This is a genomic window from Pseudomonas sp. GW821-FHT02H09 (assembly GCF_059421425.1).
Window position 1 is genome coordinate 162,816 of the sequence record NZ_JBWKVA010000002.1, and the last position, 24,625, is coordinate 187,440.

Sequence of the window (24,625 nt, forward strand, 5' to 3'; positions counted from 1 at the left end):
CAGTTAATGGGCGATCACCCGAACCAAGCTGGTTATACTGGCGAAATTGTAAAAAAACGGATACAGGCCATGACCGAAGTTGCCCTTGCTACCGAAGCTCCGCACGCGCCGTCCGTTATTCGGCTGCTGCTCGGCAAGCTGGCTATCAGCTATAACGAAGTGCTTGACCACCCCGGCCTTCGCGCCGCGCGCAAGGTTCAGGCAGTTCTGCTGGACGACGCCGTCGGCACACTCATGGTGCTGTTCGCGCAGAGTCAACTTCTGGACCTCAACCGCCTCGCCGAACTGACCGGCCGACGCCTGACCGCGGTGCCTCTGGATCGCCTGGAGCGCATGCTCGGCAAACACAACCTGAGCCTGCTGCCCGGTCTGCCAGCGCTCACCAGCTCCCCCTGCCTCTATGAAGAAAGCCTGCTGCGCGAACCGAGCCTGCTGATCAACTCGGGCGAGCCGGGCCTGCTGCTGGAAGTCTCCAGCGAAGCCTTCAAAAGCATGCTCAACAAGGCCAGCGCCGCGAACTTCGGCGAAGCCCTGAACACGATCCGTCCGAACCTCGACCGCCCCCACGATGACCGCGAGGAAATCACCCAGGCGGTGCAAGCCTTCACTGCCCGGCGTATCCAGCAACGACTGGAAGAGACCATCGAGATTCCACCACTGGCCGAGACCGCGCAGAAAATCATCAAACTGCGGGTCGACCCCAATGCCACCATCGACGACATCACCGGGGTGGTGGAAACCGATCCGGCCCTGGCCGCGCAAGTGGTGAGCTGGGCGGCGTCGCCGTACTACGCCTCGCCGGGCAAGATTCGCTCCGTGGAAGACGCGATCGTCCGCGTGCTCGGTTTCGATCTGGTGATCAACCTGGCGCTGGGCCTGGCGCTGGGCAAAACCCTGAGCCTGCCCAAAGACCATCCGCAACACACCACGCCGTACTGGCAGCAGTCGATCTACACCGCGGCAGTCATCGAAGGCCTGACCCGCGCCATGCCCCGCGCCCAGCGCCCGGAGGCTGGCCTGACCTACCTCGCAGGCTTGCTGCACAACTTTGGCTATCTGCTGCTGGCCCACGTCTTCCCGCCGCACTTCTCGCTGATCTGCCGCCATCTGGAGGTCAACCCGCACCTGTGCCACAGCTATGTCGAGCAGCACCTGCTGGGCATCAGCCGCGAGCAGATCGGCGCCTGGCTAATGCGCCATTGGGACATGCCTGAAGAACTGTCCACCGCCCTGCGCTTCCAGCACGACCCAGGCTACGACGGCGACTACGCTGAGTACCCGAACCTGGTCTGCCTGGCCATACGCCTGCTGCGCAGTCGCGGGATCGGCTCCGGTCCCGATGAAGAAATCCCCGACGCCCTGCTCGACCGCCTGGGCCTGACCCGCACCAAAGCCGATGACGTCGTCAGCAAAGTCCTGGAAGCCGAAGCCCTGCTACGCGAACTGGCCTCGCAGTTCAGCCAGGGCTAAAGCACCGCAGGCAAGAACTGGGCGGCCCCCTGCTCCTGCGGGTTACGCGAGCGTCGAACGGCTCATCAGACTCAATACCGGCTGCTCCCACACTCGATCTTATGTGGGGGAGCAGCCAGGCTACGCTGCGCTTGTTCACGAAGGCATAGAGAGTCTGGAGGGTGAATCAGTCAATTTTGGGGCTGGGATAACTGATTCACTCTCGCTAAAGGCACTTTTATCAAAAATTAGATCGAGTATTTTCTGTGGGCTACCGTGGCCTTCAACTGTGTGTGTCCAATAGTTGAAGTCACGGTCTATCCATCCTTGCAGTTGGGTTGCGTAACTGGCTGGGTACTGCGCCTGCTCGATGCCGGGCAACGTTTTATAGTGATCCAGTACCGCGGTGAAAAAGTGGGTGAGTTTTCCTGTGCCATTGTATTCAGCCGTCGCCATGGCTACGACCATTTGACGCCACGCTGACTCTTGGTGAAACGCTTCACTCCACGCCGCTCTTCTTTCATTGACCGTGAACGTTCCACTCTCATCATAGGTAATCAGCGCAAGCTGATCTCGTGACAGGCCAGCAAAAGGATTTGATCCACTCCCGTTTTCGAACTGTGTGGCTTTCCTGGCGCGAGCCAGAAGCTCAGGGTTATCTGTATTCGGAACCTCAGCGTCATTATTGGCCTTGTTGGCAAAGTAGCTGTCCCCCGCAACCTGGCTGAGCAACTCGGTAGCCTTCGCGCCGAGCGCCCTCCTGCTCAGACTTGCAGCGAGCAATGAAAGCCTGCTAGCGCCTCCAGAATTTTCTGTGACACGAGTTGCGGCACTGGCACTGGCTGTTGCGACAGATTGAGTTGAGGGGGTAGAGATACTGGCCGTCTGGTTATTAGTGAGCAGAGTCGAGCTTACTGAAGTCACCATTATGAGGCTCTCCTTAACATGAAGTTTTCATGGAAATATCTTTGGCAGACTTATTATTGGCAGCTTAAAAGCTGCATTTTTTGGCGCACAACACGATTGAAGTCCTTCTATCAAGGTAGGGCCGTGCAGAAAACTCTCCGCACGGCCCGATCAGGTATCACTTCATCGTAAATTCAACTGACCACGCGTAAGTTGTTGCGTTCATCGAAGCAGACTTCGCCGTGCAGGTTGCTCCACCACCAGCGGTGGCTCTATTGTTCCATTTAGGAATTTTCGAGCCCTGTGGTCCTGACATAGCGACAAAAGTCGCAATAAAAGTACAAGTTTTACCGCCCATCATGTAGCGCAAGTTAGCGTAACTGCCATCTGGGGAAACATTGCTTTGCACAACATAAGTGTCAGCCTCCCCACTCCTGACTAAAGCAACAGGTTTTGGAGTTGCATTATTATGGGTAGAAGCTTCGTTGCTTGTTCCAATCCTGTAAATCGCGTCGGTGCTCCCAAGGTTCTTGAATGTCACCGTAACCGGGGGACCGGCCAGCGCCGAACCTGCAGCGGAAAGTGCGATAATTGTCATTGCTACAAAAAAAGATGTTGATAGTTCATGCGTATTGCTCCCTGAATGTTAAGTTGTTATTCCTTTACCGAATTGAACGCCGAAGATCTTTTGTGCGCTTTATATTCAATGTCAGTGACTGGGCCAGTCTAGTGTGCTGAGCCATATCCACTCCCTGGATATGGTTCTTTTATCTAAGCCTATGGAATCAAGTGCGCTAAGAATCCGGAGGGTGAATCAGTCAACTTTGGGGCTGGGACAGCTGATTCACTCTCGTTAAAGACACTTTTATCGAAAATCAGATCGAGTATTTTCTGTGGGCTACCGTGGCCTTCAACTGTGTGTGTCCAATAGTTGAAGTCGCGGTCTATCCATCCTTGCAGTTGGGTTGCGTAACTGGCTGGGTACTGCGCCTGCTCGATGCCGGGCAACGTTTTATAGTGATCCAGTACCGCGGTGAAAAAGTGGGTGAGCTTTCCTGTGCCATTGTATTCAGCCGTCCCCATGGCTACGACCATTCGACACCACGCTGACTCTTGGTCAAACGCCTCACGCCACGCCGCTCTTCTTTCATTGACCGTAAACGTTCCACTCTCATCATATTTAATCAGCGCAAGCTGATCTGGTGACAGACCAGCAAAAGGATTTGTTCCGCTCCCGTTTATGAACTGTGTGGCTTTCCTGGCGCGAGCCAGAAGCTCAGGGTTATCTGTATTCGGAACCTCAGCGTCATTATTGACCTTGTTAGCAAAGTAACCGTCCCCCGCAATTTGGCTGAGCAACCCGGTAGCCTTCACACCGAGCTCCCTCCTGCTCAGACTTGCATCGCGTGCTTCGGCACGTGTCGCACTTTCGCTTAACTGCTGAGCAAGTAATGAAAGCGTACTAGTGCCTCCAGTATTTTCTGTGACACGAGTTGCTGCATTGGCACTGGCTGTTGCGACAGATTGGGTTGAGGGGGCAAAGATACTGGCTGTCTGGTTGTTAGTGAGCAGCGTCGAGCTTACTGAAGTCACCATTATGAGGCTCTCCTTAACATGAAATTTTTATGGAAATGTCTTTAGCAGACTTATGATTATCGGCAGCTTAAAAACTGCATTTTTTGGCGCACGATACGATTGAAATTCTTCTATCAAGGTAGGGCCGTGCAGAAAACTTTCCGCACGGCCTGACCAGGCATCACCTCATCGTAAATTCAACTGACCACGCGTAAGTTCTTGCGTTCATCGAAGTAGACCTCGCCGTGCAGGTTGCTCCGCCATCAGCGGTGGCTTTATTGTTCCACTTAGGAATTTTCGAGCGCAGTGGTCCTGGCATAGCGACAAAAGTCGCGAGAAAAGTACAAGTTTTACCGCCCATCGTGTAGCGCAAGTTAGCGAAATTGCCATCTGGGGAAATATCGCTTTGCACTATATAAGTGTTAGTATCTCCACTCCTGACTGAAACAACGGGCTTTGGCTTTGCATTGGCATGGGTAATTGCTTCATTGCTTGTTAAGACTGTGTAATCTGCGGCCGTGTTCCCAAGGTTCTTGAATGTCACCGTAACGGCGGGGCCCGCCAGTGCCGAACCTGCAGCGGAGATTGCGATAATTGTCATTGCTACAAAAAGTGATGTTGATACTTTCATGCTTAGTGCTCCCTGAATTTTAAGTTGGTATTCCCTTACCGAATTGAACGCCGAAGATTTTGTGTACGTTTTATATTCAATGTCAGTGACTGGGTCAGTCAGTCCAGCTTGCTGAGACATATCCACTCCCTGGATATGCTTCATTTAACTAAAACCTACTGGACCAAGTGCGCTACCGGGAAATCAGTCATTGGATTGATCGTTTGTCGTGCACTGTGCCCAGCGTGTATCTGCCTGAACTAATCTCATGGTATGCGATGGGTTCTAATCGTGCATCCGAGACCCTTGTAGGCTGTTTCTGCTTGTAACGAAGGGCACTTCGGACATTTTCAATAAGGCGTGAATTGCCTGACCAAGAGATAGATATTTCTTCGGGTTCAAGCGGAAATTTCTTGTAGGCGTATATCGAGTAAGGGTTCAGCTTCGAAGTTGAGGCCCCGCCGTAAAAATCACCACCCATAAAAAAGGCCACTGCAAACGCAGTGGCCGGGAGGCATCAACCTATTTTGGGACTAGACAACCACAGCAAATAAGTCCGTCTTCTTTTCCCCGATCTCATGTAGGAGCGCGCCGGGCGACGCTGCACTTGCTCACGAAGAAGTAGAGGTGGTCTGACTGACCCACCTCACGCCTGCGGCTTTTTCTTCGGCTTCAAATACTTGGTCAGCCCCTGGAACCAGATCACCAGCGCCGGGTTGCCCTTGATCTGGATCGACTTGTCCTGAATCCCCGTCATGAACGCCAGTTGCTTGTTTTTCGCCTGCATCGTGGCAAAGCCGTACGCGGCGTCTTTAAAGGCAATGGCGAATGCCGGCGTTGGGTAAACACCCGCGCGGCTGGTAATACGCTGGTCTTTGACGAAGAAGTGACGGGCAACCTTGCCGTCAATCGTCTGCAACTGGAACACCAGTTCTTTATCACCCAATTGCTGCTGAAACGCCGGGTTGTTACGACTGGCCTTGCCCATCAACAGGCCCAGCATCCAGAGAAGAAAACGAAATTTCATGCTCACAGCCTCAAAGGAAAAAATGAACGGCCGGCGCAGTGTAGCGGCTTCATTGAAGAACGCCACCGTTGTGCAGCGTTAGAAGAAGATGATGCGGTTTTTGCGGCTGATGACTACTAAGTCACGGAATTATCCTGGCCAGCCCACTCTCTGTAGTAGCTGCCGCCAAGACTTGGGCACACACAGGGCATCGTGCAATTCACGAGTCGTAATTTTTCGATCTGCCACATCGAAGGCCAGCGCTGTTCGCAGGGCTGGCCAACAGTGTTTAGGAAGATGTTTGGGCGCTTTCAGTTGCCGCTCCAGGTGCACGTCACGGGCGTGGGTAGATGGCAAACGGCAGAACGGGTGCTTACCGCCCGCCAGTTCAAAGATTACACAGGCCACCGCGTACAGATCGGCACTGGCCGACAACGGTGCACCTTCAAGCAGTTCGGGGGCAGCGTAACTTGGCGTCCAGGCGTTGAATCGGCTACGGCTCAGCCGCGGCAAGCCGGGCAACACACTCTCCTCGGCCTGGCCGAGGCCAAAATCGAACAGCCGTACCCCTTCTTCACTGAGCATGACATTGCTCGGTTTCAAGTCGCCATGCAGCACACCGCGGTCATGAGCATAGGCCAAGGCGTTCATTAGCGGTACGGCGACATCCCGCAGCTCGCTCCACGGCAAACCGGTCGGCCGCTCGCAGAGCAACCTATCCAGGGTCAACCCGCGCATCAGCTCCATGGTGAAGAAGGCGCGCTGGAAATCGGCGTCCACTTCGAAGCTGTGTGGGCGCAGTACATTAGGATGGTGTAGCCGTCGGGTCAGGGCGAACTCGCTATAGAGCAAGGCGCTTGCATCCGGAGACTCGACAAATTCTTCGCTGAGTATTTTCAGCGCAATGTACGGGTCGGGATCGCCATACTGTTCGTGCAGCAGATCCCGTGCTCGATAGACTGCGCCCATGCCCCCGGCACCGAGCAGGCGCTCGATGCGATAACGCCCCCCGAGCACCTCCGGCAACTCGCTTGCGCGGGTTTTGGTCGGGACCATGACACGCGGCATTTCACGGGGTATGGCGAAGGCGAAACAAGTCAGATTGCCTGGTTCCTCTTCGGTCGCCAGCAAGCGATCCATCTGCGGTATGAGGTCACTCATTTGCGAATTACCACAGCGGTCAGGTTATCCCGAGCCGAGCCTCGCAAGGCGCTGTCGAACAAGCGCTCCAATGCCACTTGCGGCGAAAGCAGGCTCAAGGCGTTGCCCAGCACTTCGCTGGACAGTCCTTGGTACAAGCCATCGCTGCACAGCAAAAATGCATCGCCTGGATAGACCTCGAGCTCGAGCACATCCAGGGTCAACTGTTCGCTGGCGCCGACCGCTCGGGTAAGCGCATTTGCGGACGGGTGGACTTTGGCTTGCTCGACACTCATCTGTTTTTCGTCGACCAATTGCTGTAGCAGTGAATGATCCCTGGACAGCTGATAGAGCCGCTGCCCGCGCCACAGGTAGCAGCGACTGTCACCGGCCCAGGTGCAGACTGCACGATTGCCCTCAAGCAACAGTACGACCACGGTGCTACCCATAATGCAGTCGCGCCGCTCGGCGGTGACGGTCAGTTCCTGTCCCAGGCGGCGGTTAAGCCAGTGCAGGCACTGGCGCACACCCTTGAGCCGTTCATCGAAGCCGTCTTGCGAAGGTAGTTCGGCGAGAGTGGCGACAATCAGCTGACTGGCAATATCGCCTCCCTGATGGCCACCCATACCATCGGCGACCACCCAAAGCCCCTGCTCCGGACAGGCCAGGAAGGCATCTTCGTTGCGCGCCCGAACCTTGCCCGGATCGGTACGCGCCGCGCTGCGCCAGGTACTGACACCCCCCATCAGAGCTGCGCCGGCATACGAAAGGTGCGCAACACGCCCATGTCGAACGGGTTCGGTGTGCGTTGGCTCAGCAGTAGATAGTTGGCGCGCAGGCCACCCAGATCGGCCTTGAGCACCATCACGTCGCGGCCGGTCAGGTACTCGGTCTGCATCAGGTCGAAAAGACGGAACAACGACCAAGGCCCGATGTTTTTCTCGATACCAATCGGTCGGCCGGCCATTTTTTCCAGGACCAGACTGGCACGACCGTCTTCTGCATCGCTCGGCCAATAGAAAGACGTCGACACAATCGGGCCATGGCGGTATTCCATCAACTGACTGCCGAAGCGGAATTCAGCGCGGCTCACGCCCGGGTCGAGGGTGTACGGTTCAAGCTTGAACTGCACCTGCGGCTCGGCTGGATTTTGTGCGAAGAAACTCTGGCGGATCACCTGCGCTGCGGCCATCTGGTCGAGGTAGCCCCTGGACATCGGCAGGCTGTGGCCATCGATGCTGCGCAAACGATAGTTGCCTGGATTGCCGTTGATGAAAGGCCTCATGTAGGTTTCGAAGAAGCCATCCACCACACCTTGCGCCTTGAAAAATTCGCGAAAGTCGTTGATGGCAACATCGCTGGTGCTATGGGCGTTGAACGGATAACGCTTGTTGATTGCCTTGTCGTAAAAGCTATAGAGCTCACTCTGATAGCGCTGGTTGAGGTGCTGGTAGGAATCGTTGAGCACCAGACGCCAAGTGTCCTCGGCTAGCAGGTTGAACCAGACACTCACCGGGCGCGGTAAGCGCATCGAGGCGTTCCGCAGGTTACTCAGTGCATCGCGCTGGCCGCTCATGCGGGTCTTGGCCATTTCGAAGGCGGCCTGCTCAGGCTGGCTCGCACGACCGAGACTGGCCAGCTGCAATTGCAGGTCGTTGAGCGCTTGCAGGGTTGGGGTCAGGTCAGCCGCTGGGCCGTTGTTGTCGTCCAGCAACCGATGCAGCGGCTCGAAACGACGTTGCAGGGATTGCTTCGCAGTGTCTGGCAGGTTCTTGGTCAGTGCACTCCGAGCATTGCCCAGAGCCGCAGCGCCAGCTGCAACCTTGCCCAGGATACTAACCTTCACACCGAACTTATCAGCGACTTCGGCCATGTCATCGACGTTGTCGGCGATGGTCGCAAAGCGTGTGTTTTCACGCACCGCGACCAACAGTAGCAGCAGCGGCGAATTGGCCGACGTCAGAGCGGCAAGCTGATCAGCGCCTTCGCCAGCATCGCTGAACGGCTGCAAACCAACCTGGCTGACGGCCTCGCCCCAGGCGTTGGCGTAGTCGCGGAAGTACAGCTGCTCAAGCTCGACCATCAAGCGCCGCAAATCCATGCCGCTGATGCTGCCGCCCTCGCCCAGCACCCAGTTGTCACGCAGGATATCGGTCACCAGGCTCGCGCCCTGGATGGTGAAATACTGCTGATAACCCTGCTGAGTGTAGAAGCCCGGGATCAGGTAATCGGTGCCGACAAACAAGCTACCTTGTGAGCCAAGATGCTGGCTAAGACGGTATTCCGGCAGATTGCGGGCTTGCTCGCGCAGAACCCGATAGACCACGTTGGCCAAGGATTCGCTACGCAATATCTGACGCGACTGGGCGACCAGTGCATCTTTGAGCGGATAGATAAACGGCTGTTTGAGCAGACGTTCGAAGTGCGCATTCAGTCCGCTCTGAACCGCGGGGTTACCGGGGTAACGCAGCGACCAATTGGACGCAACTCTCTCCTGCAGCCACGATGGGTCACGACGTTCCGTCATGCTCAACATCAGGTACGCGCGCAAGTTATTGAGCAGGCGATCGCGGTCTTTCATGTTGTCGCGGATCTGCCCTTCCAGCAGCTGTGCGACCCTTGGAAGCAGCTGTTTTTCCAGCTCTCGTTCATAGGAGCTCTTGAGCACCGGACCGGCCAGTCCACCCTGATAAAGACCAACATGCTCATGTAGCGAAACATCACCTCTGGAGGCAAAGACCTTGGTCGCCTCAAAGGCCGTATCCAGCGGCTTGAGGACCGCCATCGCATCATCGCGTGCACTCAACGACGAACGCTGTTGAGTCCACTCTTGTGCCAGATCACGAATTCGCTCAAGACGCTCATGGTTGGCCGAATAACCTCCAGCCCAGAGAGAACCGAATAAGCCTAGCGCAACCAGTGCACCGACGTATAACGCACGCTGCCCCCAATGGATTCGGCTGTGCTCACGCTTTTCTAGCCCAACCAGATCGGCCTCAGGAAAAATCACTCGGCTCAACAAGTGGTGAATAAAACGCGCACGACCGCTGCGCAAGGTTGGCAGCACACCACTGCTCATGCTCAGGTTGGCGCCAATACTCGCAGTGTCCCGGTCAAGCTTTTCAGTCAGATATGGGGCGCTGGTCAGGTAAAAACCACGCAACTGGCTGACACGTTGATAGCGGTTGCCGGTAAACGCCATGTCGACAAACAGACACAGACGCTCGCCGATCTGCCCTAGCTGATGCGGAAAGTCGAGTATCCGTCCCCGACGCTGAGTGTCGCGCTCCTGGTGCATACGCATGATCACTTGGCTGTTGAGGCGCCGCAGCAGTTCTTCGAACTCCTGACGCAGCACCGCCACGTCAGTCCCGCCCTGCTCTTTGCGGAAACTGGTACCGAGTACCTGATCACTTTCTTCGCGGCTCAGCTGATCGAAGAACTCATCGAAGCCCAACAACTCATCGGCTTTGCTCAGGACCAGATAGATCGGTAAATCGACATGCAGCTTCTGGTGAACATCTTGCAGACGCGCACGGACCTGGCGCGCGAGGATATCAAGGTCCTGTTCACTGCTGGCCAGTAGCATCCCGACGGGAATAGTCACCAGCACGCCATTGAGCGGACGGTTGCGGCGACGAGTGCGCAGCAGACTCAGCAAGGTTGTCCAGGCACCGCCGTCAACGTCGGCGTCGGGCTGGGTCAGGTAGCGACCGGCGGTGTCGATTAATACGCCGTGATCAGCGAAGTACCAGTCGCAATGCATAGTCCCGGTGGTATCGCGGGTCAGTTTGCGTTCGATCTTGTTGATCGGAAACTCCAGCCCCGAAAAGTCCAGCAGGCTGGTCTTGCCGCTGCCCTGCGGTCCGATCAGCAGGTACCAGGGTAAATCGTCGCGCCAGCGTTCACTGCGACCGCGATACAAACTCGAACTCTTCAAGGTGCGCAAGGCATCCTTGAAGCGGCTGCGCAGTTCTTTATGCTCTTCGTCGATCAGCTCTTCACGGCGGAGGCGATCCTGGCCGCCCTCGCTTTCTTCAACCTGTTTCTTGCGCACACCGGTATGCCAGCTGGCAAAGACCATAGTGAGCCCCCAGATCAGGAATAACACACTGATGGTCAGTAAACGGGAGGTCGAACCTTCCCAGAACTTGTAGTCATTGACCGCGAGCAACGGTCCGATGAACCAGACCAACATCGCTACGAACAGCACCAGCAGCAACGTCCAGACCCAGGTCCTGCGCACAAACGCGCCGACTTTTTTGAAGAAAAATCTCATCACGCTTCCCTGTATTAACGAGGTTGAACCACGGCCGGATCAAGCTGCAGATAGGGTTGCAGAACGGTCTCACGCTGCTCGCCGAGGACCCAGGAGAAACCCGAATACATCATTGCCAGGCAACCCACCGTGAACAGCACCACCATCCACCACGGCACGATGCGCACCAGCCTGCGGCGCTGATCGCTGATACCTTCCCAATGGGGTGACAGCTCACGGGAAACGTCACCGCGCAGCTGGCGAATCTGTCGATACAAGGCGTCGCGAACACCCTCGAGCTCCAGCACTCCGCGGGTCATCACCCGGTATTTGCCTTCGAAGCCCAGCGACAGACACAGGTACATCAGTTCAAGTATCGGCAAATGCTTGACCGGGCTCTTCGACAGCCGATCGAGCATTTGGAAGAATTTTTCACCACCGAAGGTTTCGTTGTGGAAGCTACTGAGCAGGCTCATCTGCGCCCACTCGCTTTCGTTGCCCCAGGATGTCGTGACCACCGCTTCATCGGCCACAGTGCAGAGGACGTAACGGGCGGCCATTACCTGGCTACTCTCAGCACCGCTGTGCAGCGCCAGAACCTCAAACTGTTTCAGACTGTTGGTCAGTCGCTCATGAAGTCTTCGCATGTCTTCGCCAGACTTGCTGTGCTTGAGCCGCACTACTTCCGACAGCAGCTCGGAAGCCGCCGCGACCAACGAGTTGAGGCTGACGTTGAACACCTCCGCCGGGCGAAGACGCGCGGCATAAATCATCCGCTCTTCCAGCTGTTCGATACGCGGCGGCACAGCAAAGTCGGTGAGAGGGCTTAAAGCAGGGTCGTGACCTTGACGATCGAGAAGGACTGTCTTGTCGTCGAGCTGGTGATCGTTTTCCTTGATCATATCGTTCAGTTCCTGATGGCCCAGAATTTCAATTCAAGTTCGGCAAATTCACCAGACACGTGAAAGGCGAAGCCACCGGAGCCTCCCAGTTGCACTAAGTCTTCGGAATTGAGTTCGAGGATGAAATAGGTTTTGTTCGAGTGAAACGGAATCTGTCGCGGAGCCACGGGCAAGGGTTTGACCTTGATGCCTGGCAGGTGCAGGTTAACCAGTTGGCGAATGCGCTCTACCGGGCCTACTTTGAGGTGCGCCGGTAAACGATGGCGCAACTCGTCACCATCGCAGTTGGCACTGGCCGCCAGCACGAACGACGCCGAACCCAGCAGTTTGTGGTCGTGCAGCGGCGACACCAGAATCCCGTATTGACGGGCTTGCAGCGCCAGTTCGGTGGCGTGCTGTTCAAGCACCATCGACAGCACCTGACGGATCGCCTCCATTAGTTTGCGGAAGCTCGCGCCCTGGTCGCTATGAAGGTAACGACTGTCCAGATTCGGGCGTTTGCTGTCGCTGGCGAACGTCGCTAGATCACCCAGCATCGACAGCAGCGTGCGATACAACTCCTCCGGATGTACGTGTTCCAGGCTCAAGTAGTGACGCAGCACGAGTTCGGTCCGGTTGATCAATTGCAGCATCATGAAGTCGCCGACTTCCGCACCGCCGACCTTACCGTTGGCGCGAATCCGCTCAGCAATGGCATCGCCCCGGTGGCCAAGCATGCTGATGACTTCTTTGAGACACGACAGCAGGTAACCGCAAGCATGGGTGTGAATGAAAGTCGGAACGAAGTCCGGGTCGAGACTGATCACGCCGTCTGGTGTAGTGTTGAGGACTTCGCAGACTTTCAGCTTCACGTAGGCCTGATCACTCTGCTGCTCGCCGAGTAGCAGGCGAAAATCCGGACGTGCACAGCTGACCTGGCAGCTGAAGTCATCACCCGCGTTGGAGTCGGCCACTTGTGCCTCATAGGCGGTATAGCGCGCCAGCACGTCGGACTGCTCCGGGCGACGGGATTCGATGTGGTTGCCGGTCACCAGTGGCAAGGCTAGATAGATCGGCGTATTGCCTGTATTCGGCGGTACATCCAGAGCTAGTGGCTCGGTGTTGCCACCCAATTCGAACAGGCTTCCGTCGGGCAAGACTCCACAGGCGTGGCTGATCACCAGTTTGCCCATGTTGAGGAACTGCAGGTCGATCTCAAGCCCGAGAAAACCCCAAATGTAACTACCCAGTAATTGGGTACGGGTTTTCATCTGGTTATCGTAGTAACGATCGTTGTGCTGGAAATGCTGTGGGCGCAACAGCATGCCTTCCTGCCAAATGACTTTATGCACACTCATAATCAGTCATCCGCCTTGGCGAACGTTTTATTGTTGTTGTGGATACCGGCCTGATCGAGAGTCAACTCGGCCTCCGTCAGTTTCACCGGGGTGACCTGAACCACATAGCGCCACTTGGTTTCAGGCAGGTCACGGTAAGCCGCCAACACCCCAACGTAACGGCTACCACTCTCGAGGCTGAGCTTGAGCTCGACACTTTCCCCGGGGCGCAACTCAAGCTCTTCGCTGGCTCCCAGATCCGGCGCCAAGGATTCCCTGGCGCGTTCGTAGAGACTGAAAAAGTCGGCGTTCTCAAAAGCCACCGGATGCTTGAGCTCCATCAGTCGTACCACGATCGGCGAAGGTCGGCCGTTAAGGTCCGGGTTGACCTGGTCGCTGGCGGTCAGCTTCAGGTCCAGCTTGGTCATGCTGGAATACGGCGAAAGCGACGAGCAACCGGCCAGTAGCACCAGAGCGACGAGCGCAGTCAGTGTTTTGAGTAAAACGGTCGAGAAGCGAGACATTCGCATCATCCTTGGTGTTCAGTGTGGAGGGTGGAGATCAGGCGGATCTGTTCTTCGTAGGCTTGAGCGAAATCCCGAGCCAACAGGCGCTCGCACCAGTCATGGTCCTGACACAACGCCTGGTGGTAACGACCATAGGCTCTCCAGCGGTTGCCCGAAGTGGCGAGTAGCGGCTGGTGGCCGTCGCGCTCGAAACGCAGGGTCAGCTGTTGCGGCGAGAAGTGTTCGAGGGCGCCGCGTATCGCCGCACGACTGGCGGCAAGCAAAGCCACCTGATGCGCCTGCAGGTCGCGGAAGGCCCGGGCGATGGCTTGCTCGGCCGGAAACTGGCCCGGCTTGTTGGGCTGCAGCAGAACGCCCAGCGCTTCGCTGGCATCCGCGGCAAATTTCAGCGGGTTTTTGCTGGTGCCCTGAGCGGTGGTCAACGCCAGACGCAGTTCATTCTTCAGCTCGCTACGGGTGTGCAGACTCTGCTGCAAACCACCAATGCTTTGCTTGAGCAAACACGCAGCATTAATCGCCAGGGCTTCGCGGCGCTCGTGGTCAAGAGAGTCAAGATCGACCCCCAGCGCGGCGCCAAAATGTTGCCAGAAACCTTCGCTCTGCAGTTCCACCGTCTTAGATGCTGACGCAGGCGCTGCCTCTTCCGGCGCCGAGACCAGCTCGGGCACGATCAAGCTTTCCATGTCGATGCGCGCATAATCGGCGCACTGTTTCGACTCTTGGCGCGGCGCATTGAGCTCGGTGAACTCATCGAGCTCCAAGTACACCTGCTCCTGCTGGTCGAGCGCACTCACCGGGTCGAGGTCGAGGAAGGCATCGTCAGGAATGGTGCTCCCCGCAGACTGCGGGCAGCCGACTTCAGCCTCGTAGATCTCTGGAGTGCGGACCAGCCGCGCGCGGATTTCGAAATCCCCCAGCATGTAGACGCTGCCATGCTCGATACGTCGGGCTTCGTCCTTGCGCAGGCGCTCACCGGTTTCACGGGTCTGAATACCGTTGCTGCTGGTATCGGTCAGGAAGAAAGCTCCGTCGCGATAGCTGATCAACGCATGATGGTTGGACAAGTGACGTTTGCGGTCTGGAATGATCCAGTCGCAATCCTCTCCACGCCCTATCACGCCGCCGGCCTGCGTGAAGGTTTTGCTACTCGCCTGCGTGGGCACAAACTGCTGGGTGTTCAGCATTTCAAAAACCAGTTCCATATGATCATGCTCCTTGCGCTCACTGACCGCGATTGACCGTCTGCGGATCACCCAATGGGCGATAGGTGTTGTCGTTGAATTTGTAGTTGCCGTTACAGCCGCCGAGGCTGCTTAGAACGACGAGGATCAGCAGGACGGTTTGCCAGTGGCGAACAGACATCAGGTGGCTCCATGGAAAGACAATGCTGACAGCGTCGACCTGGTTGGCGACTCTGCGAAGAGCGAAAAATCGGGTTGAAATCAGCACGCGTTGCTAACCCTCAAAATTGCCAAGGTTTAGATTCAGGCGTCCGAGGCGATACAGCAGAGTGCGGCGCGGCAAGCCCAGTTCACGGGCCGCCAGGGTCTGGTTACCTCCGTTCTTGCGCAGGCAATCGAGCAACAGACTGCGCTCGACCTGTACCAGACGTTCACGCAGATTCAGGCTGAATGCTTGCGGCACAACGTCGGTGCGCAACGAAAAGTGCTCGGCCAGCAATTCCCCGTCCTCGCAGAGCAACACCGCACGCTCCACCAACCCTTTGAGCTCGCGCACGTTGCCTGGAAAGTCATAAGCGCACAGGCGATCCAGCGCTGCGTCGGACCAGCGCACCAGGTCACGCTGCAGAAAAGCGCAGGCCTTGTCGGCGAAATGCCTGGCCAGATCGGGGATGTCACCCTCGCGCTGACGCAATGCCGGCAATTCGATGGGAAACTGCGCCAGGCGGTAATACAGGTCCTCTCGAAACTTACCCTCGCCCACCAACACCGACAGATCACGGTGGGTCGCAGCGAGAATGCGCACGTCGGACTTATGGGTGTCGTTGGAGCCCAGCGGACGAATCTCGCCTTCCTGCAACACTCGCAACAACTTGGCTTGCAGAGACATCGGCATGTCGCCGATTTCATCCAGCAGCAAGGTGCCGCCATTAGCCGCATCGAACAGCCCGGCGCGGTCACGATCGGCGCCGGTAAAGGCTCCTTTGCGGTAACCGAACAATTCACTTTCCAACAGGTTTTCCGGAAACGCCGCGCAGTTCTGCACAATGAACGCCCGGGAGCGCCGCGGTCCACAATCGTGAATGGCGCGAGCAACCACTTCTTTGCCAGTCCCGGTCTCGCCACGTAGCAATACGGTGTAGGGGTTGTGCAAAACCTTGCTGATCAGCTGTAAAGTCTGGTGCATGGCAGGGCTCCTGCCGATCAACCCGTAACCACTGGCATTCGTGATAACGTTGGGTGTCGACGAAACATAGCCCGCTGGTCGACGCAAACCTTGCAGCAGGTGCAACTGCGCCAGAACGAACGAGCCCAATTGCCCAAGTGAATCAGCAAAACCTTGTAAGTCGACATGCTCGCAGCTGACACAGAGCAACAGCCCTTGAACAGCCTTCTGCTGGTTGACCAAGGGCACGCACAACAGCGACTGCCACGGTACGTCCTGCACCGGCAAGAAACTGGTTTCGTGGAGGCTTGCGTTCAAGTTGCTGAAGCTCACTACCCGGTTCTGGCACAACGCGAACTGCAGCAACTGCTCGCCGTTGTAATCGACCGGCAGGCTCGCGGCCTCCCGTAGCTTCAGAGTGCCCTGCAAGCACTCGGCGTTCAGCCACAGGTGAGTGTGAGTCACATCGAGCAAGTACAACTGACTCAACTCACAGGCACTGAGTTCGGCCGCTGCCCGCACAAAGTCACCCAGCAACGTAGCGCAGTCGGACACACGGGAAAGGCTGGTAAATTGCGCCACCAAAGCTTCGGCATAGACCAGCGGCTGCCCTACTCGAGTAAACATCACACCCACCTCAGGAGAACTCGCAGGTCACGCCGGCGCTGGCGTCGAACGTTGCATGTACGCGCTTAAGGCTTTCACCATTGGCCATGGCGTCAAGGAGCCGGTCAGCCACCAACGGCAACAGGTGCAGATCCAGCATGTGATCGATCAACCGCGCGCCGCAGTCGCTTTGGGTGCAGCGCTCAACCAGATGCTCGACAAGCGCCTGGCAGTGACTGAAGCTCAATTGGCGCCGTTGCAAACGATCACCCAAACGTCGCAGTTTGATTTCGATCAGCTCACGCAGGATCGGGCCACTGACCGGGTAGTAAGGGACCACCCGCATACGTGCCAGCAACGCTGGTTTGAAATGCTTGCTGAGGAAAGGGCGGATGGCTTCTTCGAGGGTTTCGGCCGTCGGCCGCGTACCGTTCTCGCAGAGCTCGCTGATGCGTTCGCTGGCAAGGTTCGAGGTCATCAGTATCAACGTGTTGCGAAAGTCGATCTCACGCCCTTCGCCGTCGTTGGCCACACCTTTGTCGAAGATCTGATAGAACAGGTTCAGTACATCTGGGTCGGCCTTCTCGACTTCGTCGAGCAGTACCACCGAGTACGGCTTCTGTCGCACCGCTTCAGTGAGCATCCCGCCTTCGCCATAGCCGACGTAGCCCGGCGGCGCTCCGATCAGCCGTGAGACGGTGTGCTTCTCCTGGAACTCGGACATGTTGAGGGTGGTGATGAAACGGTCACCGCCATACAGCAGGTCTGCCAACGCCAACGCGGTTTCGGTCTTGCCGACTCCACTAGGACCGACCAGCAGGAATACGCCCGCCGGTGCATCCGGTTTGTTCAAGCCAGCAGCGTTGGCGCGCATCGAACGGTCCAGCGCGTGGACCGCTTGCTCCTGACCACGAATACGCGTGCGCAAGTCCTTAGCGAAGCTTGCGACCTTCGCATTGTGCTCACGGGCCAATTGCGCCAGCGGCACACCGGTCCAGGCGCAGATCACTTCCGCCACCAGATGCGGGCAAACCTCGAAACGCACCAGACGCTCACTTGTCTGGGCGGCGCTCAGGGTACGGTGGGTTTCGTTGAGTGCGGCTTCCAGGGCTTCGACGCTTTGCGTCTGATCGACTGCAGTCTTGAGGGTTTCGACCTCTCGGGCCTTGACCAATTGCTGACGCAGTTCCAGCAGACGCTCAGCCAACTTGCGCTGTTTGCCCCAGCGTTTTTCCAACGCTTGCTGCTCGACTTCGGCATCGGCCAAGCGAGCTTCCAGAGCGTCCAGCTCTTGCTGATCGATCGGCAAACCGGCCTCGGCATCGCGGCGCAGGGCCTGACGCCGACGACCGCCTTCAGCCAGTTCTCCGCGCATGCATTCCAGACTTTCCGGCGCGGCAGCCAGGCTGATCCGCACCCGGGCGCACGCGGTGTCGAGGACATCAACGGCCTTATCCGGCAGTTGCCGGCCAGCGAGGTAACGGGCTGACAATTCAGCGGCGGCAACCACCGCATCATCGCGCAAGTAGATGCCATGGCTCTTCTCATAGACCTGGGCCAAGCCACGAAGAATAGTCACGGCTTCGCAGACGGTGGGCTCGTGCAATTGCACCGGCTGAAAGCGCCGAGCCAAAGCCGGATCTTTCTCAAAGTACTTCTTGTACTCTGCCCACGTCGTCGCGGCGATGGTACGCAACTCACCACGAGCAAGCGCTGGTTTCAGCAGGTTAGCCGCATCCAAACCACCGGCTTGGCCGCCAGCACCAATCAATGTGTGGGCTTCATCAATAAACAGAATGATCGGTTTGGGCGACGCTTTGACTTCTTCGATCACGCCTTTGAGACGCCGTTCGAACTCACCTTTGATGCTGGCTCCAGCTTGCAACAGGCCCATGTCCAGCGACAGTAGCTCGACGCCCTTGAGCACCTGCGGAACTTCATCGGCAGCGATCCGCGAAGCCAGGCCTTCGACGATTGCGGTTTTACCGACGCCGGCTTCACCGACCACGATCGGGTTGTTTTTGCGGCGGCGTGCGAGGATGTCGATCATCTGGCGGATCGAGCCGTCGCGACACAACACCGGATCAAGCTTGCCGTCACGGGCTTGCTGGGTCAGGTTGTGAGTAAAACGTTGCAAGAGCGATTCGCCCGCAATGGTGGGTTTGCCAGCCGGATCGGCCTTTTCGGACAGGGCAAAATCCTTCAGACGTTCAATATTGAGCCTGGCCAGTAATGGCTGATAACGGCTACCGGCATAACGCATCGGGTTGCGCAGCAGCGAGAGAATCAGCGCCGCTTGCTCGACCTGGTTTTGACCCAACTCGAGGTTGGCCACTACCAGCGCATCTTGTAACCACTGCACCAGTTCAGGAGCAAACACCGGGTTACGCGAAGCACTGTGTTCGAGTTGCGGTTGCAGGGCCCCAATCAGCTCGCCAGCATTCACATCAGCGTCTTGCAGGGCCCGAGCCAGCAAACCTTGCGGACGCTCCAACAATCCCAGCAACAGGTCTTCAACGAGGATTTTGCTGCCGCCGCGAACCACACAGCGTTCGGCAGAACCTTCCAGGTCTCGACGGGTTTCGGCGTCCAGCACCTGGATAAGTTGTTGCAGGTCTACATTGATCATGGTCATCCGTCCTTAATGAGTTTTACTGCCCAGGATCACCACGCCGTCTGCGTGTTCACCGCCCAGCCAACTGGTCCACCCGAGGCGACAGGTGTTCTGCTCCCCGATACGCAACTCGCGGATTTCCTCCTGACGCAGGACCAGGCGAATGTCGTAGTCCAAGGGGTCACGCAGGGTGAATCGCACCAATGCGCACAGCGGCTGGTAGCCGAAACCAATCGGCAGGAATTCGTGGAAACGTTGCCAGTCGAGCTGACGGATATGAATGCGGAACTTGCCACTGCGATCGCGCACACACTCGCCGAGCACCAGATCTTCGCCGAGCCTGCTGTTGGTGCGCCCCAAGCGATTGCGCTGCTCCTCCAGGATTTCCACACGGCGCTCGATGCACTGCTCGATGACAAGCTCCGCATGCTTGAAGTAGTAGCGCAGTACCGCCTCAATCAGCGCTGCCGAGTGGGCGCGTAAACTGAGTAAGCCGAGGTACGGCAGCAGACGCTTCCAGTTCAGCTCCCTGGCTGTGCGGATGTCTTCACCACCCAGACCGATCAGCGCGAATAGCTGCTCGGAAAACGGGTCGATTGCACCGCTCCGAAAACTCGCTCGATAGCGGTACTTACGCCAGATCGGTAGCATCAGCCGTTGCAGACGGTGGTGAAACAAATCAAGGAAAGTGCGCGTCGGGTTGTCGTCCTGGTTGTTGCCCAAGGCCTGTTCACCGTAGAACGCCGGTAGCGGCGAACCGGAACCAACCAGGCCAATCAGGTTGAAACACAGCCGCGCGCGCAGTTCACCGTGCTCCTCGAAAAACTCCACGCTATCAACATCGCTGCCGGGGAACCCCAGGCTCGGGTTAGCCCGGAATTCCAGTTGGTCGTAGAGCTCCTCGTCACTCAAGTGCGGGTGGGCCACGCGCAGCCGGTCAACCACCAGCAGCACGGCCTGAAACAGCGAGTACTCGCGTATTACCCGGGTCAGCTCGCTTAAAGCAGGGGCTGCAGGCCCATACGTGGCGCCCATTGGTACACCTCTCCCTCTGTGCTTTTTACCCGCAGTTCGTGGTACGAATTGAGACTGGCGTAGAGAGCGAAAAACTCGTTAAGAATCGAAGCGAAAACGAACAGATCGCCTTCGCCGATGTACCCTTGCGGGTCGATAGTCAGCTCTGTGCGCAATCCGCGCAGCGGCAACCCACGGTGCAATCTGTCAACGTGTTGATGACGGATCGATTTGAGACCGTCCAGCAAGCGTTTGCTGACCTTTTCTGCATGCCGGTCGTAGTAGCGTGGCAGGTCGTAGGTCTCGAGGATCACCTTGAGCGCGTCGACGTTGGCCAGCGATAGGTAGTTGAGTGACATGTTGCTGATCAACTTCCAGAGGAAGTCGCGATTCAACGGCGGCGCGAAGCTCGACGTGGCAGGAGTGATGTCGCGGAAACTGAGGAACTGCGGTGTCTCTTCGCAGGCCTGGCAGATGTCGCCGAGCTTTAGTCGGCGCGGCAGGTTCTGGTTGGTGCAGGTCAGCTCGATGGACAAGGTTTCCTGGGCATCGGTGCGGCGAATACCGAAACTGAGGTAGGTGTCGAGACCGTCATGCAACAACGAGGAACGTTGACGAATGCTGTAGTGCGCACGGCTCTGCAGCACATCAAAGCTTGGGTCGTGCTCGAAGGATTCGAACGGTACGTACTCCTGAGATCCTGTACCGCCCGGACGCCAGCCAGTAACACTTTCGATCGAGAATACCCCGCAGTATCCAAGGTCATACTCGGCCGGCAGCAACAGGTATTCGTCCTGCTTGCCATCGAGGCGGATCGGCAAGGCATCGTGCTTGAACAGATTGACGATAGGCGTGCAGTACAGCTTTACGTTGTCCAGGGTCGGACGCAGTCGCTGAATGCCGCTCTTGCGAATATCAAAGCGAAGCTCCAGGCCGCGTATCTGCTTAAGGGTATTTTCGGGCAGGGATTTGAGCAGATTGAGGCCGTTCAAATCGACGAACAGAAACTTGTCCTGAAAGGCGAAATATTCCTGCAAATAGCGATATCCGCGGAAGGTATTTAACGGATACGGAATCAAGGCTTCCTCTTCGGCAAAGCCGACCGGCTGCACCCGATCGCTCGGCAGGCTGAACAACATTGGCGCGCCGCTGACGCCATTAATCGGCTTGTTGGCCGCATCCAGAGGGATCAACTGGATACCTTCAAGGTTGCGCAGCAGGCTCAGATAAAGCATCTGGCTGATATAGCGCTCGCCGGCTAGATGCAGCCGCAGGCGACTCAGGTTCAGTTCACCGATATGCCCATCGCAACTCATCTCCAGCTGCAAGCTCAACAGCGAACCATCGCCCTTCACCGAGTACTTCAGAGTGGTCAAATCCAGCGGTAACACTTCCGTCGGATAGCAGGTGCGAAAGCGGCAGCGCACGTCATCGATCGGCACGCTCTCCACTGGCGTATCGCGCTCGACCAGCAATGCCGGCCCGGAACGCTTCAGCGCATCGAACTGCAAAATACTGAACGCCGGCAGCGGCCGCATGTAGTTCGGCCACAGCAGGTGCATCAGCGAATGACTCAGCTCCGGCAATTCGTCATCGAGCTTCTGGCGCAAGCGACCGGTCAGAAACGCAAACCCCTCAAGCAACCGCTCCACATCCGGATCACGCCCGGCCTGCCCCAAAAACGGTGCCAATGCCGGACTACGCTCAGCGAAACGTCGACCCAACTGGCGAAGCGCGGTGAGTTCGCTTTGGTAGTAGTGGTTAAAAGACACGGGGGTCACCTTTGCATGCTGTTTTTGCGTGGCTGGGTGCTGTAAATCGCAATCGGCCCGGTGCCATGACCAGGACGCGGGGAAGCGACTGGGTCGGTGACTCGTGCAGCGGTGTTTTTCCGGACATAGGAGTCTCCTTAGCTCACCCTGACTTGACCGCAGCCATCCAGCCGCGCGGTGAAACTGACCTGACGCTTTAAACCATCAACCTCCAGCTGGCCTTCGATACTGAACGACAGCTGAAGTTGATCGTTATTGCGCGGCAGGGGTACGACATGCGCATCGAACAAGCGCGGCTCATAAGCTTCGATGAAGCGTTCGATGGCCTGGCGGGCCTGGCTCAGGGAGTCGTGCAGGCTCAGGCGCATGTCGTTGAGATCGGGTAGTCCGTAATCGGCCAGAGTCTGTACGCTACCCGCACGGGTGCTGAGCATTTTCGCCAAATGGGCAGCCACCGAGGCCATGGCACAAGCCTCGCGGCTCCAGCCGACCCGTTTGTCGGTTTCACCACCAAGGCGTTCGAAAAGGCTGCCATATCCGGCCATAGCTCAGCTCCTGGTTACTCTTTGTCCAGTTTGCCAACCAGCGACAGAGTGAAATCAGCTCCCATGTATTTGAAATGCGGGCGCACGTTCAGGCTGACGCGGTACCAGCCAGGCTCGCCGTCAACATCACTGACGATGATCTGGGCAGCACGTAGCGGGCGACGGCCACGGACTTCGGCGCTCGGGTTTTCCTGGTCGGCCACGTACTGACGGATCCACTTGTTGAGCTCCAGCTCAAGGTCCGTACGTTCTTTCCACGAACCGAGTTGCTCGCGCTGCAACACTTTCAAGTAGTGAGCCAGGCGGTTGACGATCATCATGTACGGCAGTTGGGTGCTGAGCTTGTAGTTCAGCTCGGCCGTCTTGCCTTCGGCGCTGATACCGAAGCTCTTGGTCTTTTGCACTGAGTTGGCAGAGAAAAACGCGGCGTTGTCGCTGCCTTTACGCATGGTCAGGGAGATGAAGCCTTCCTCCGCCAGCTCATATTCACGACGGTCGGAGACCAGCACTTCAGTCGGAATCTTGGTTTCGATCTCGCCCATGCTTTCGAAGTGGTGCAACGGCAGGTCTTCAACCGCGCCACCGCTCTGCGGGCCAATGATATTCGGGCACCAGCGAAATTTGGCGAAGCTGTCGGTCAGTTTGGTACCGAACGCATAGGCGGTATTGCCCCATAGGTAATGCTCGTGACTGTTGGCAACCGATTCCTTGTAGACGAAGGATTTCACCGGATTTTCTTCCGGATCGTACGGGTTGCGTAGCAGGAAACGCGGCACGGTCAGGCCGACGTAACGCGAGTCTTCGGACTGACGGAAGCTCTGCCATTTGGCGAATTGCGGGCCATCGAAATGATCTTTCAGATCCTTGAGGTCCGGCAGCCCGGCGAAGCTTTCCAGGCCGAAGAATTTCGGACCGGCCGCGGTGATGAACGGCGCATGGGACATGCAGGCAACATTTGCGACGTACTGCATCAATTTGACGTCTGGCGAGCTCGGTGACATGAAGTAGTTGGCGATGATCGCGGCCACCGGCTCACCACCGAACTGGCCGTATTCAGCGGTGTAAACGTGTTTATAGAGGCCTGCCTGCATCACTTCCGGGGAATCTTCGAAGTCGTCCAGCAAGTCGTCCTTGGAGACATTGAGAATTTCGATCTTGATGTTTTCGCGGAAATTGGTGCGCTCGACCAGCAACTGCAGGCCACGCCACGCGGATTCCAGCGACTGGAACACTTCGTGGTGAAGGATCTCGTCCATCTGGCGGCTGAGCTTGGCATCGATCTCGGCAATCATGCGGTCAACCATGGCCTTTTTGACCGGTTCACCTCTGTTCTGTGGCTTGAGCAGCTCTTCGATGAAGGCTGACACTCCACGCTTGGCGATGTTGTAGGCATCGTCGTTCCTGGTCAGTCTGGTCTCGGCAATGATGCTGTCGAGAATGCTGTGTTCTACGCTCTCATGGTTTTTTTGCTGTGCGACACGTGTGCTCATAATGTTGGCTTCCTTGGCTGATGGGGACTCAAGCGTCTTGGATTACGGCAGCTTGCAGACCTAGTTCACCCAATACGCGACCGCGCGATGCGTCTTCGGCAAGTACGCCTTCGATGGCTTTGCGAAATGCCGGTGCATTGCCCAGCGGGCCTTTGAGGGCCATCAGCGCGTCACGCAGTTCCATCAGCTTTTTCAGCTCAGGCACTTGCTCAACCAGGCTGGCCGGGTTGAAGTCCTTCATCGAATTAATCCGCAGCTTGATTGCCAGTTCTTCGGTGTCGCTGTCTTCCTGAAGGCGGTTTGGCACACTCAACGTCAAACTCAGCGCCTGCTTGGACAGCACATCGTCGAAGGTCATTTTGTCGATACTGATCGGCTTCCGATCCTCAACCTTGCGTTCGTCCGCACGGTGGGTGTAGTCACCGATTGCCAGCAGCTTCAACGGCAGTTCAATCTCTTCCTGAGCTCCGCCGGTGGCGGGTTTGAAGGTGACGTTGATGCGTTCCTTAGGGGCTACCGATCCTTCTTTGGCCATGGCTTTTCTCCTTG

General features: G+C 57.2%; 21 protein-coding genes. 1 reads left to right on the forward strand and 20 read right to left on the reverse strand.

Annotated elements, in window-relative coordinates; all coding sequences use genetic code 11:
- Positions 1-69 precede the first annotated feature (69 nt).
- Entirely contained in the window at positions 70-1,470 is a 1,401-nt protein-coding gene (locus AC07VR_RS03225) for an aminoacyl-tRNA deacylase and HDOD domain-containing protein (RefSeq protein WP_494990911.1), read from the forward strand.
- Positions 1,471-1,605: 135 nt separating this feature from the next.
- Here AC07VR_RS03225 and AC07VR_RS03230 read toward each other — a convergent pair whose 3' ends face one another.
- From AC07VR_RS03230 to tssB, 20 genes are all read right to left on the reverse strand, one after another.
- Positions 1,606-2,376 (reverse strand): hypothetical protein, encoded by a 771-nt coding sequence (locus AC07VR_RS03230; protein WP_495010441.1) that lies wholly within the window; start codon positions 2,374-2,376, stop codon positions 1,606-1,608.
- Between the two features lie 157 nt (positions 2,377-2,533).
- On the reverse strand, positions 2,534-2,953 hold the full coding sequence (locus AC07VR_RS03235; protein WP_495010442.1) for a hypothetical protein: 420 nt from the start codon (positions 2,951-2,953) through the stop codon (positions 2,534-2,536).
- A gap of 179 nt (positions 2,954-3,132) precedes the next feature.
- Positions 3,133-3,951 carry a hypothetical protein gene (locus tag AC07VR_RS03240; protein WP_495010443.1) on the reverse strand — a complete coding sequence of 273 codons (819 nt, stop codon included), beginning with the start codon at positions 3,949-3,951 and terminating at the stop codon, positions 3,133-3,135.
- A 160-nt stretch (positions 3,952-4,111) separates the two neighbouring features.
- Positions 4,112-4,681 (reverse strand): hypothetical protein, encoded by a 570-nt coding sequence (locus AC07VR_RS03245; protein WP_495010444.1) that lies wholly within the window; start codon positions 4,679-4,681, stop codon positions 4,112-4,114.
- A gap of 505 nt (positions 4,682-5,186) precedes the next feature.
- On the reverse strand, positions 5,187-5,567 hold the full coding sequence (locus tag AC07VR_RS03250) for a helicase (protein ID WP_495010445.1): 381 nt from the start codon (positions 5,565-5,567) through the stop codon (positions 5,187-5,189).
- A gap of 129 nt (positions 5,568-5,696) precedes the next feature.
- Positions 5,697-6,707, reverse strand: a complete 1,011-nt coding sequence (locus AC07VR_RS03255) for a serine/threonine-protein kinase (protein WP_495010446.1) — start codon at positions 6,705-6,707, stop codon at positions 5,697-5,699.
- Positions 6,704-7,432 carry a PP2C family protein-serine/threonine phosphatase gene (locus AC07VR_RS03260; protein WP_494990917.1) on the reverse strand — a complete coding sequence of 243 codons (729 nt, stop codon included), beginning with the start codon at positions 7,430-7,432 and terminating at the stop codon, positions 6,704-6,706. The genes AC07VR_RS03255 and AC07VR_RS03260 overlap by 4 nt, the downstream gene beginning before the upstream one ends.
- A complete protein-coding gene (gene tssM, locus AC07VR_RS03265; RefSeq protein WP_495010447.1) occupies positions 7,432-10,965 on the reverse strand; it encodes a type VI secretion system membrane subunit TssM in 3,534 nt (1,177 codons plus the stop codon). The genes AC07VR_RS03260 and tssM overlap by 1 nt, the downstream gene beginning before the upstream one ends.
- A gap of 14 nt (positions 10,966-10,979) precedes the next feature.
- Entirely contained in the window at positions 10,980-11,846 is an 867-nt protein-coding gene (gene icmH, locus AC07VR_RS03270; RefSeq protein ID WP_494990919.1) for a type IVB secretion system protein IcmH/DotU, read from the reverse strand.
- A gap of 5 nt (positions 11,847-11,851) precedes the next feature.
- A complete protein-coding gene (gene tssK, locus AC07VR_RS03275; protein ID WP_495010448.1) occupies positions 11,852-13,183 on the reverse strand; it encodes a type VI secretion system baseplate subunit TssK in 1,332 nt (443 codons plus the stop codon).
- A gap of 2 nt (positions 13,184-13,185) precedes the next feature.
- On the reverse strand, positions 13,186-13,686 hold the full coding sequence (gene tssJ / locus AC07VR_RS03280; protein WP_494990921.1) for a type VI secretion system lipoprotein TssJ: 501 nt from the start codon (positions 13,684-13,686) through the stop codon (positions 13,186-13,188).
- A 5-nt stretch (positions 13,687-13,691) separates the two neighbouring features.
- Positions 13,692-14,891, reverse strand: a complete 1,200-nt coding sequence (gene tagH / locus AC07VR_RS03285; protein WP_495010449.1) for a type VI secretion system-associated FHA domain protein TagH — start codon at positions 14,889-14,891, stop codon at positions 13,692-13,694.
- Between the two features lie 19 nt (positions 14,892-14,910).
- Positions 14,911-15,051 (reverse strand): type VI secretion protein, encoded by a 141-nt coding sequence (locus tag AC07VR_RS03290; RefSeq protein WP_494990923.1) that lies wholly within the window; start codon positions 15,049-15,051, stop codon positions 14,911-14,913.
- A 93-nt stretch (positions 15,052-15,144) separates the two neighbouring features.
- Positions 15,145-16,662 (reverse strand): sigma-54 interaction domain-containing protein, encoded by a 1,518-nt coding sequence (locus AC07VR_RS03295; RefSeq protein WP_495010450.1) that lies wholly within the window; start codon positions 16,660-16,662, stop codon positions 15,145-15,147.
- Between the two features lie 10 nt (positions 16,663-16,672).
- Entirely contained in the window at positions 16,673-19,276 is a 2,604-nt protein-coding gene (gene tssH, locus AC07VR_RS03300) for a type VI secretion system ATPase TssH (RefSeq protein ID WP_495010451.1), read from the reverse strand.
- A 6-nt stretch (positions 19,277-19,282) separates the two neighbouring features.
- Positions 19,283-20,290 carry a type VI secretion system baseplate subunit TssG gene (gene tssG, locus AC07VR_RS03305; RefSeq protein WP_495010452.1) on the reverse strand — a complete coding sequence of 336 codons (1,008 nt, stop codon included), beginning with the start codon at positions 20,288-20,290 and terminating at the stop codon, positions 19,283-19,285.
- The gene (tssF, locus tag AC07VR_RS03310; RefSeq protein WP_495010453.1) at positions 20,254-22,041 is read right to left on the reverse strand and encodes a type VI secretion system baseplate subunit TssF; all 1,788 of its coding nucleotides are present in this window, start codon (positions 22,039-22,041) and stop codon (positions 20,254-20,256) included. Before tssF ends, tssG begins: the two co-directional genes overlap by 37 nt.
- Before the next feature lie 137 nt (positions 22,042-22,178).
- Entirely contained in the window at positions 22,179-22,586 is a 408-nt protein-coding gene (tssE, locus tag AC07VR_RS03315; RefSeq protein ID WP_494990928.1) for a type VI secretion system baseplate subunit TssE, read from the reverse strand.
- Between the two features lie 14 nt (positions 22,587-22,600).
- A complete protein-coding gene (gene tssC, locus AC07VR_RS03320) occupies positions 22,601-24,076 on the reverse strand; it encodes a type VI secretion system contractile sheath large subunit (protein ID WP_495010454.1) in 1,476 nt (491 codons plus the stop codon).
- A 28-nt stretch (positions 24,077-24,104) separates the two neighbouring features.
- The gene (gene tssB / locus AC07VR_RS03325) at positions 24,105-24,611 is read right to left on the reverse strand and encodes a type VI secretion system contractile sheath small subunit (protein WP_495010455.1); all 507 of its coding nucleotides are present in this window, start codon (positions 24,609-24,611) and stop codon (positions 24,105-24,107) included.
- Between the last annotated feature and the right edge of the window lie 14 nt (positions 24,612-24,625).

Coding starts and splice junctions, on each gene's coding strand:
- AC07VR_RS03225 (WP_494990911.1), top strand. CDS start 70: ATGACCGAAGTTGCCCTTGCTACCGAAGCTCCGCACGCGCCGTCCGTT.
- AC07VR_RS03230 (WP_495010441.1), bottom strand. CDS start 2,376: ATGGTGACTTCAGTAAGCTCGACTCTGCTCACTAATAACCAGACGGCC.
- AC07VR_RS03235 (WP_495010442.1), bottom strand. CDS start 2,953: ATGACAATTATCGCACTTTCCGCTGCAGGTTCGGCGCTGGCCGGTCCC.
- AC07VR_RS03240 (WP_495010443.1), bottom strand. CDS start 3,951: ATGGTGACTTCAGTAAGCTCGACGCTGCTCACTAACAACCAGACAGCC.
- AC07VR_RS03245 (WP_495010444.1), bottom strand. CDS start 4,681: ATGTCTCAGCAAGCTGGACTGACTGACCCAGTCACTGACATTGAATAT.
- AC07VR_RS03250 (WP_495010445.1), bottom strand. CDS start 5,567: ATGAAATTTCGTTTTCTTCTCTGGATGCTGGGCCTGTTGATGGGCAAG.
- AC07VR_RS03255 (WP_495010446.1), bottom strand. CDS start 6,707: ATGAGTGACCTCATACCGCAGATGGATCGCTTGCTGGCGACCGAAGAG.
- AC07VR_RS03260 (WP_494990917.1), bottom strand. CDS start 7,432: ATGGGGGGTGTCAGTACCTGGCGCAGCGCGGCGCGTACCGATCCGGGC.
- tssM (WP_495010447.1), bottom strand. CDS start 10,965: ATGAGATTTTTCTTCAAAAAAGTCGGCGCGTTTGTGCGCAGGACCTGG.
- icmH (WP_494990919.1), bottom strand. CDS start 11,846: ATGATCAAGGAAAACGATCACCAGCTCGACGACAAGACAGTCCTTCTC.
- tssK (WP_495010448.1), bottom strand. CDS start 13,183: ATGAGTGTGCATAAAGTCATTTGGCAGGAAGGCATGCTGTTGCGCCCA.
- tssJ (WP_494990921.1), bottom strand. CDS start 13,686: ATGTCTCGCTTCTCGACCGTTTTACTCAAAACACTGACTGCGCTCGTC.
- tagH (WP_495010449.1), bottom strand. CDS start 14,891: ATGGAACTGGTTTTTGAAATGCTGAACACCCAGCAGTTTGTGCCCACG.
- AC07VR_RS03290 (WP_494990923.1), bottom strand. CDS start 15,051: ATGTCTGTTCGCCACTGGCAAACCGTCCTGCTGATCCTCGTCGTTCTA.
- AC07VR_RS03295 (WP_495010450.1), bottom strand. CDS start 16,662: ATGTTTACTCGAGTAGGGCAGCCGCTGGTCTATGCCGAAGCTTTGGTG.
- tssH (WP_495010451.1), bottom strand. CDS start 19,276: ATGACCATGATCAATGTAGACCTGCAACAACTTATCCAGGTGCTGGAC.
- tssG (WP_495010452.1), bottom strand. CDS start 20,290: ATGGGCGCCACGTATGGGCCTGCAGCCCCTGCTTTAAGCGAGCTGACC.
- tssE (WP_494990928.1), bottom strand. CDS start 22,586: ATGGCCGGATATGGCAGCCTTTTCGAACGCCTTGGTGGTGAAACCGAC.
- tssC (WP_495010454.1), bottom strand. CDS start 24,076: ATGAGCACACGTGTCGCACAGCAAAAAAACCATGAGAGCGTAGAACAC.
- tssB (WP_495010455.1), bottom strand. CDS start 24,611: ATGGCCAAAGAAGGATCGGTAGCCCCTAAGGAACGCATCAACGTCACC.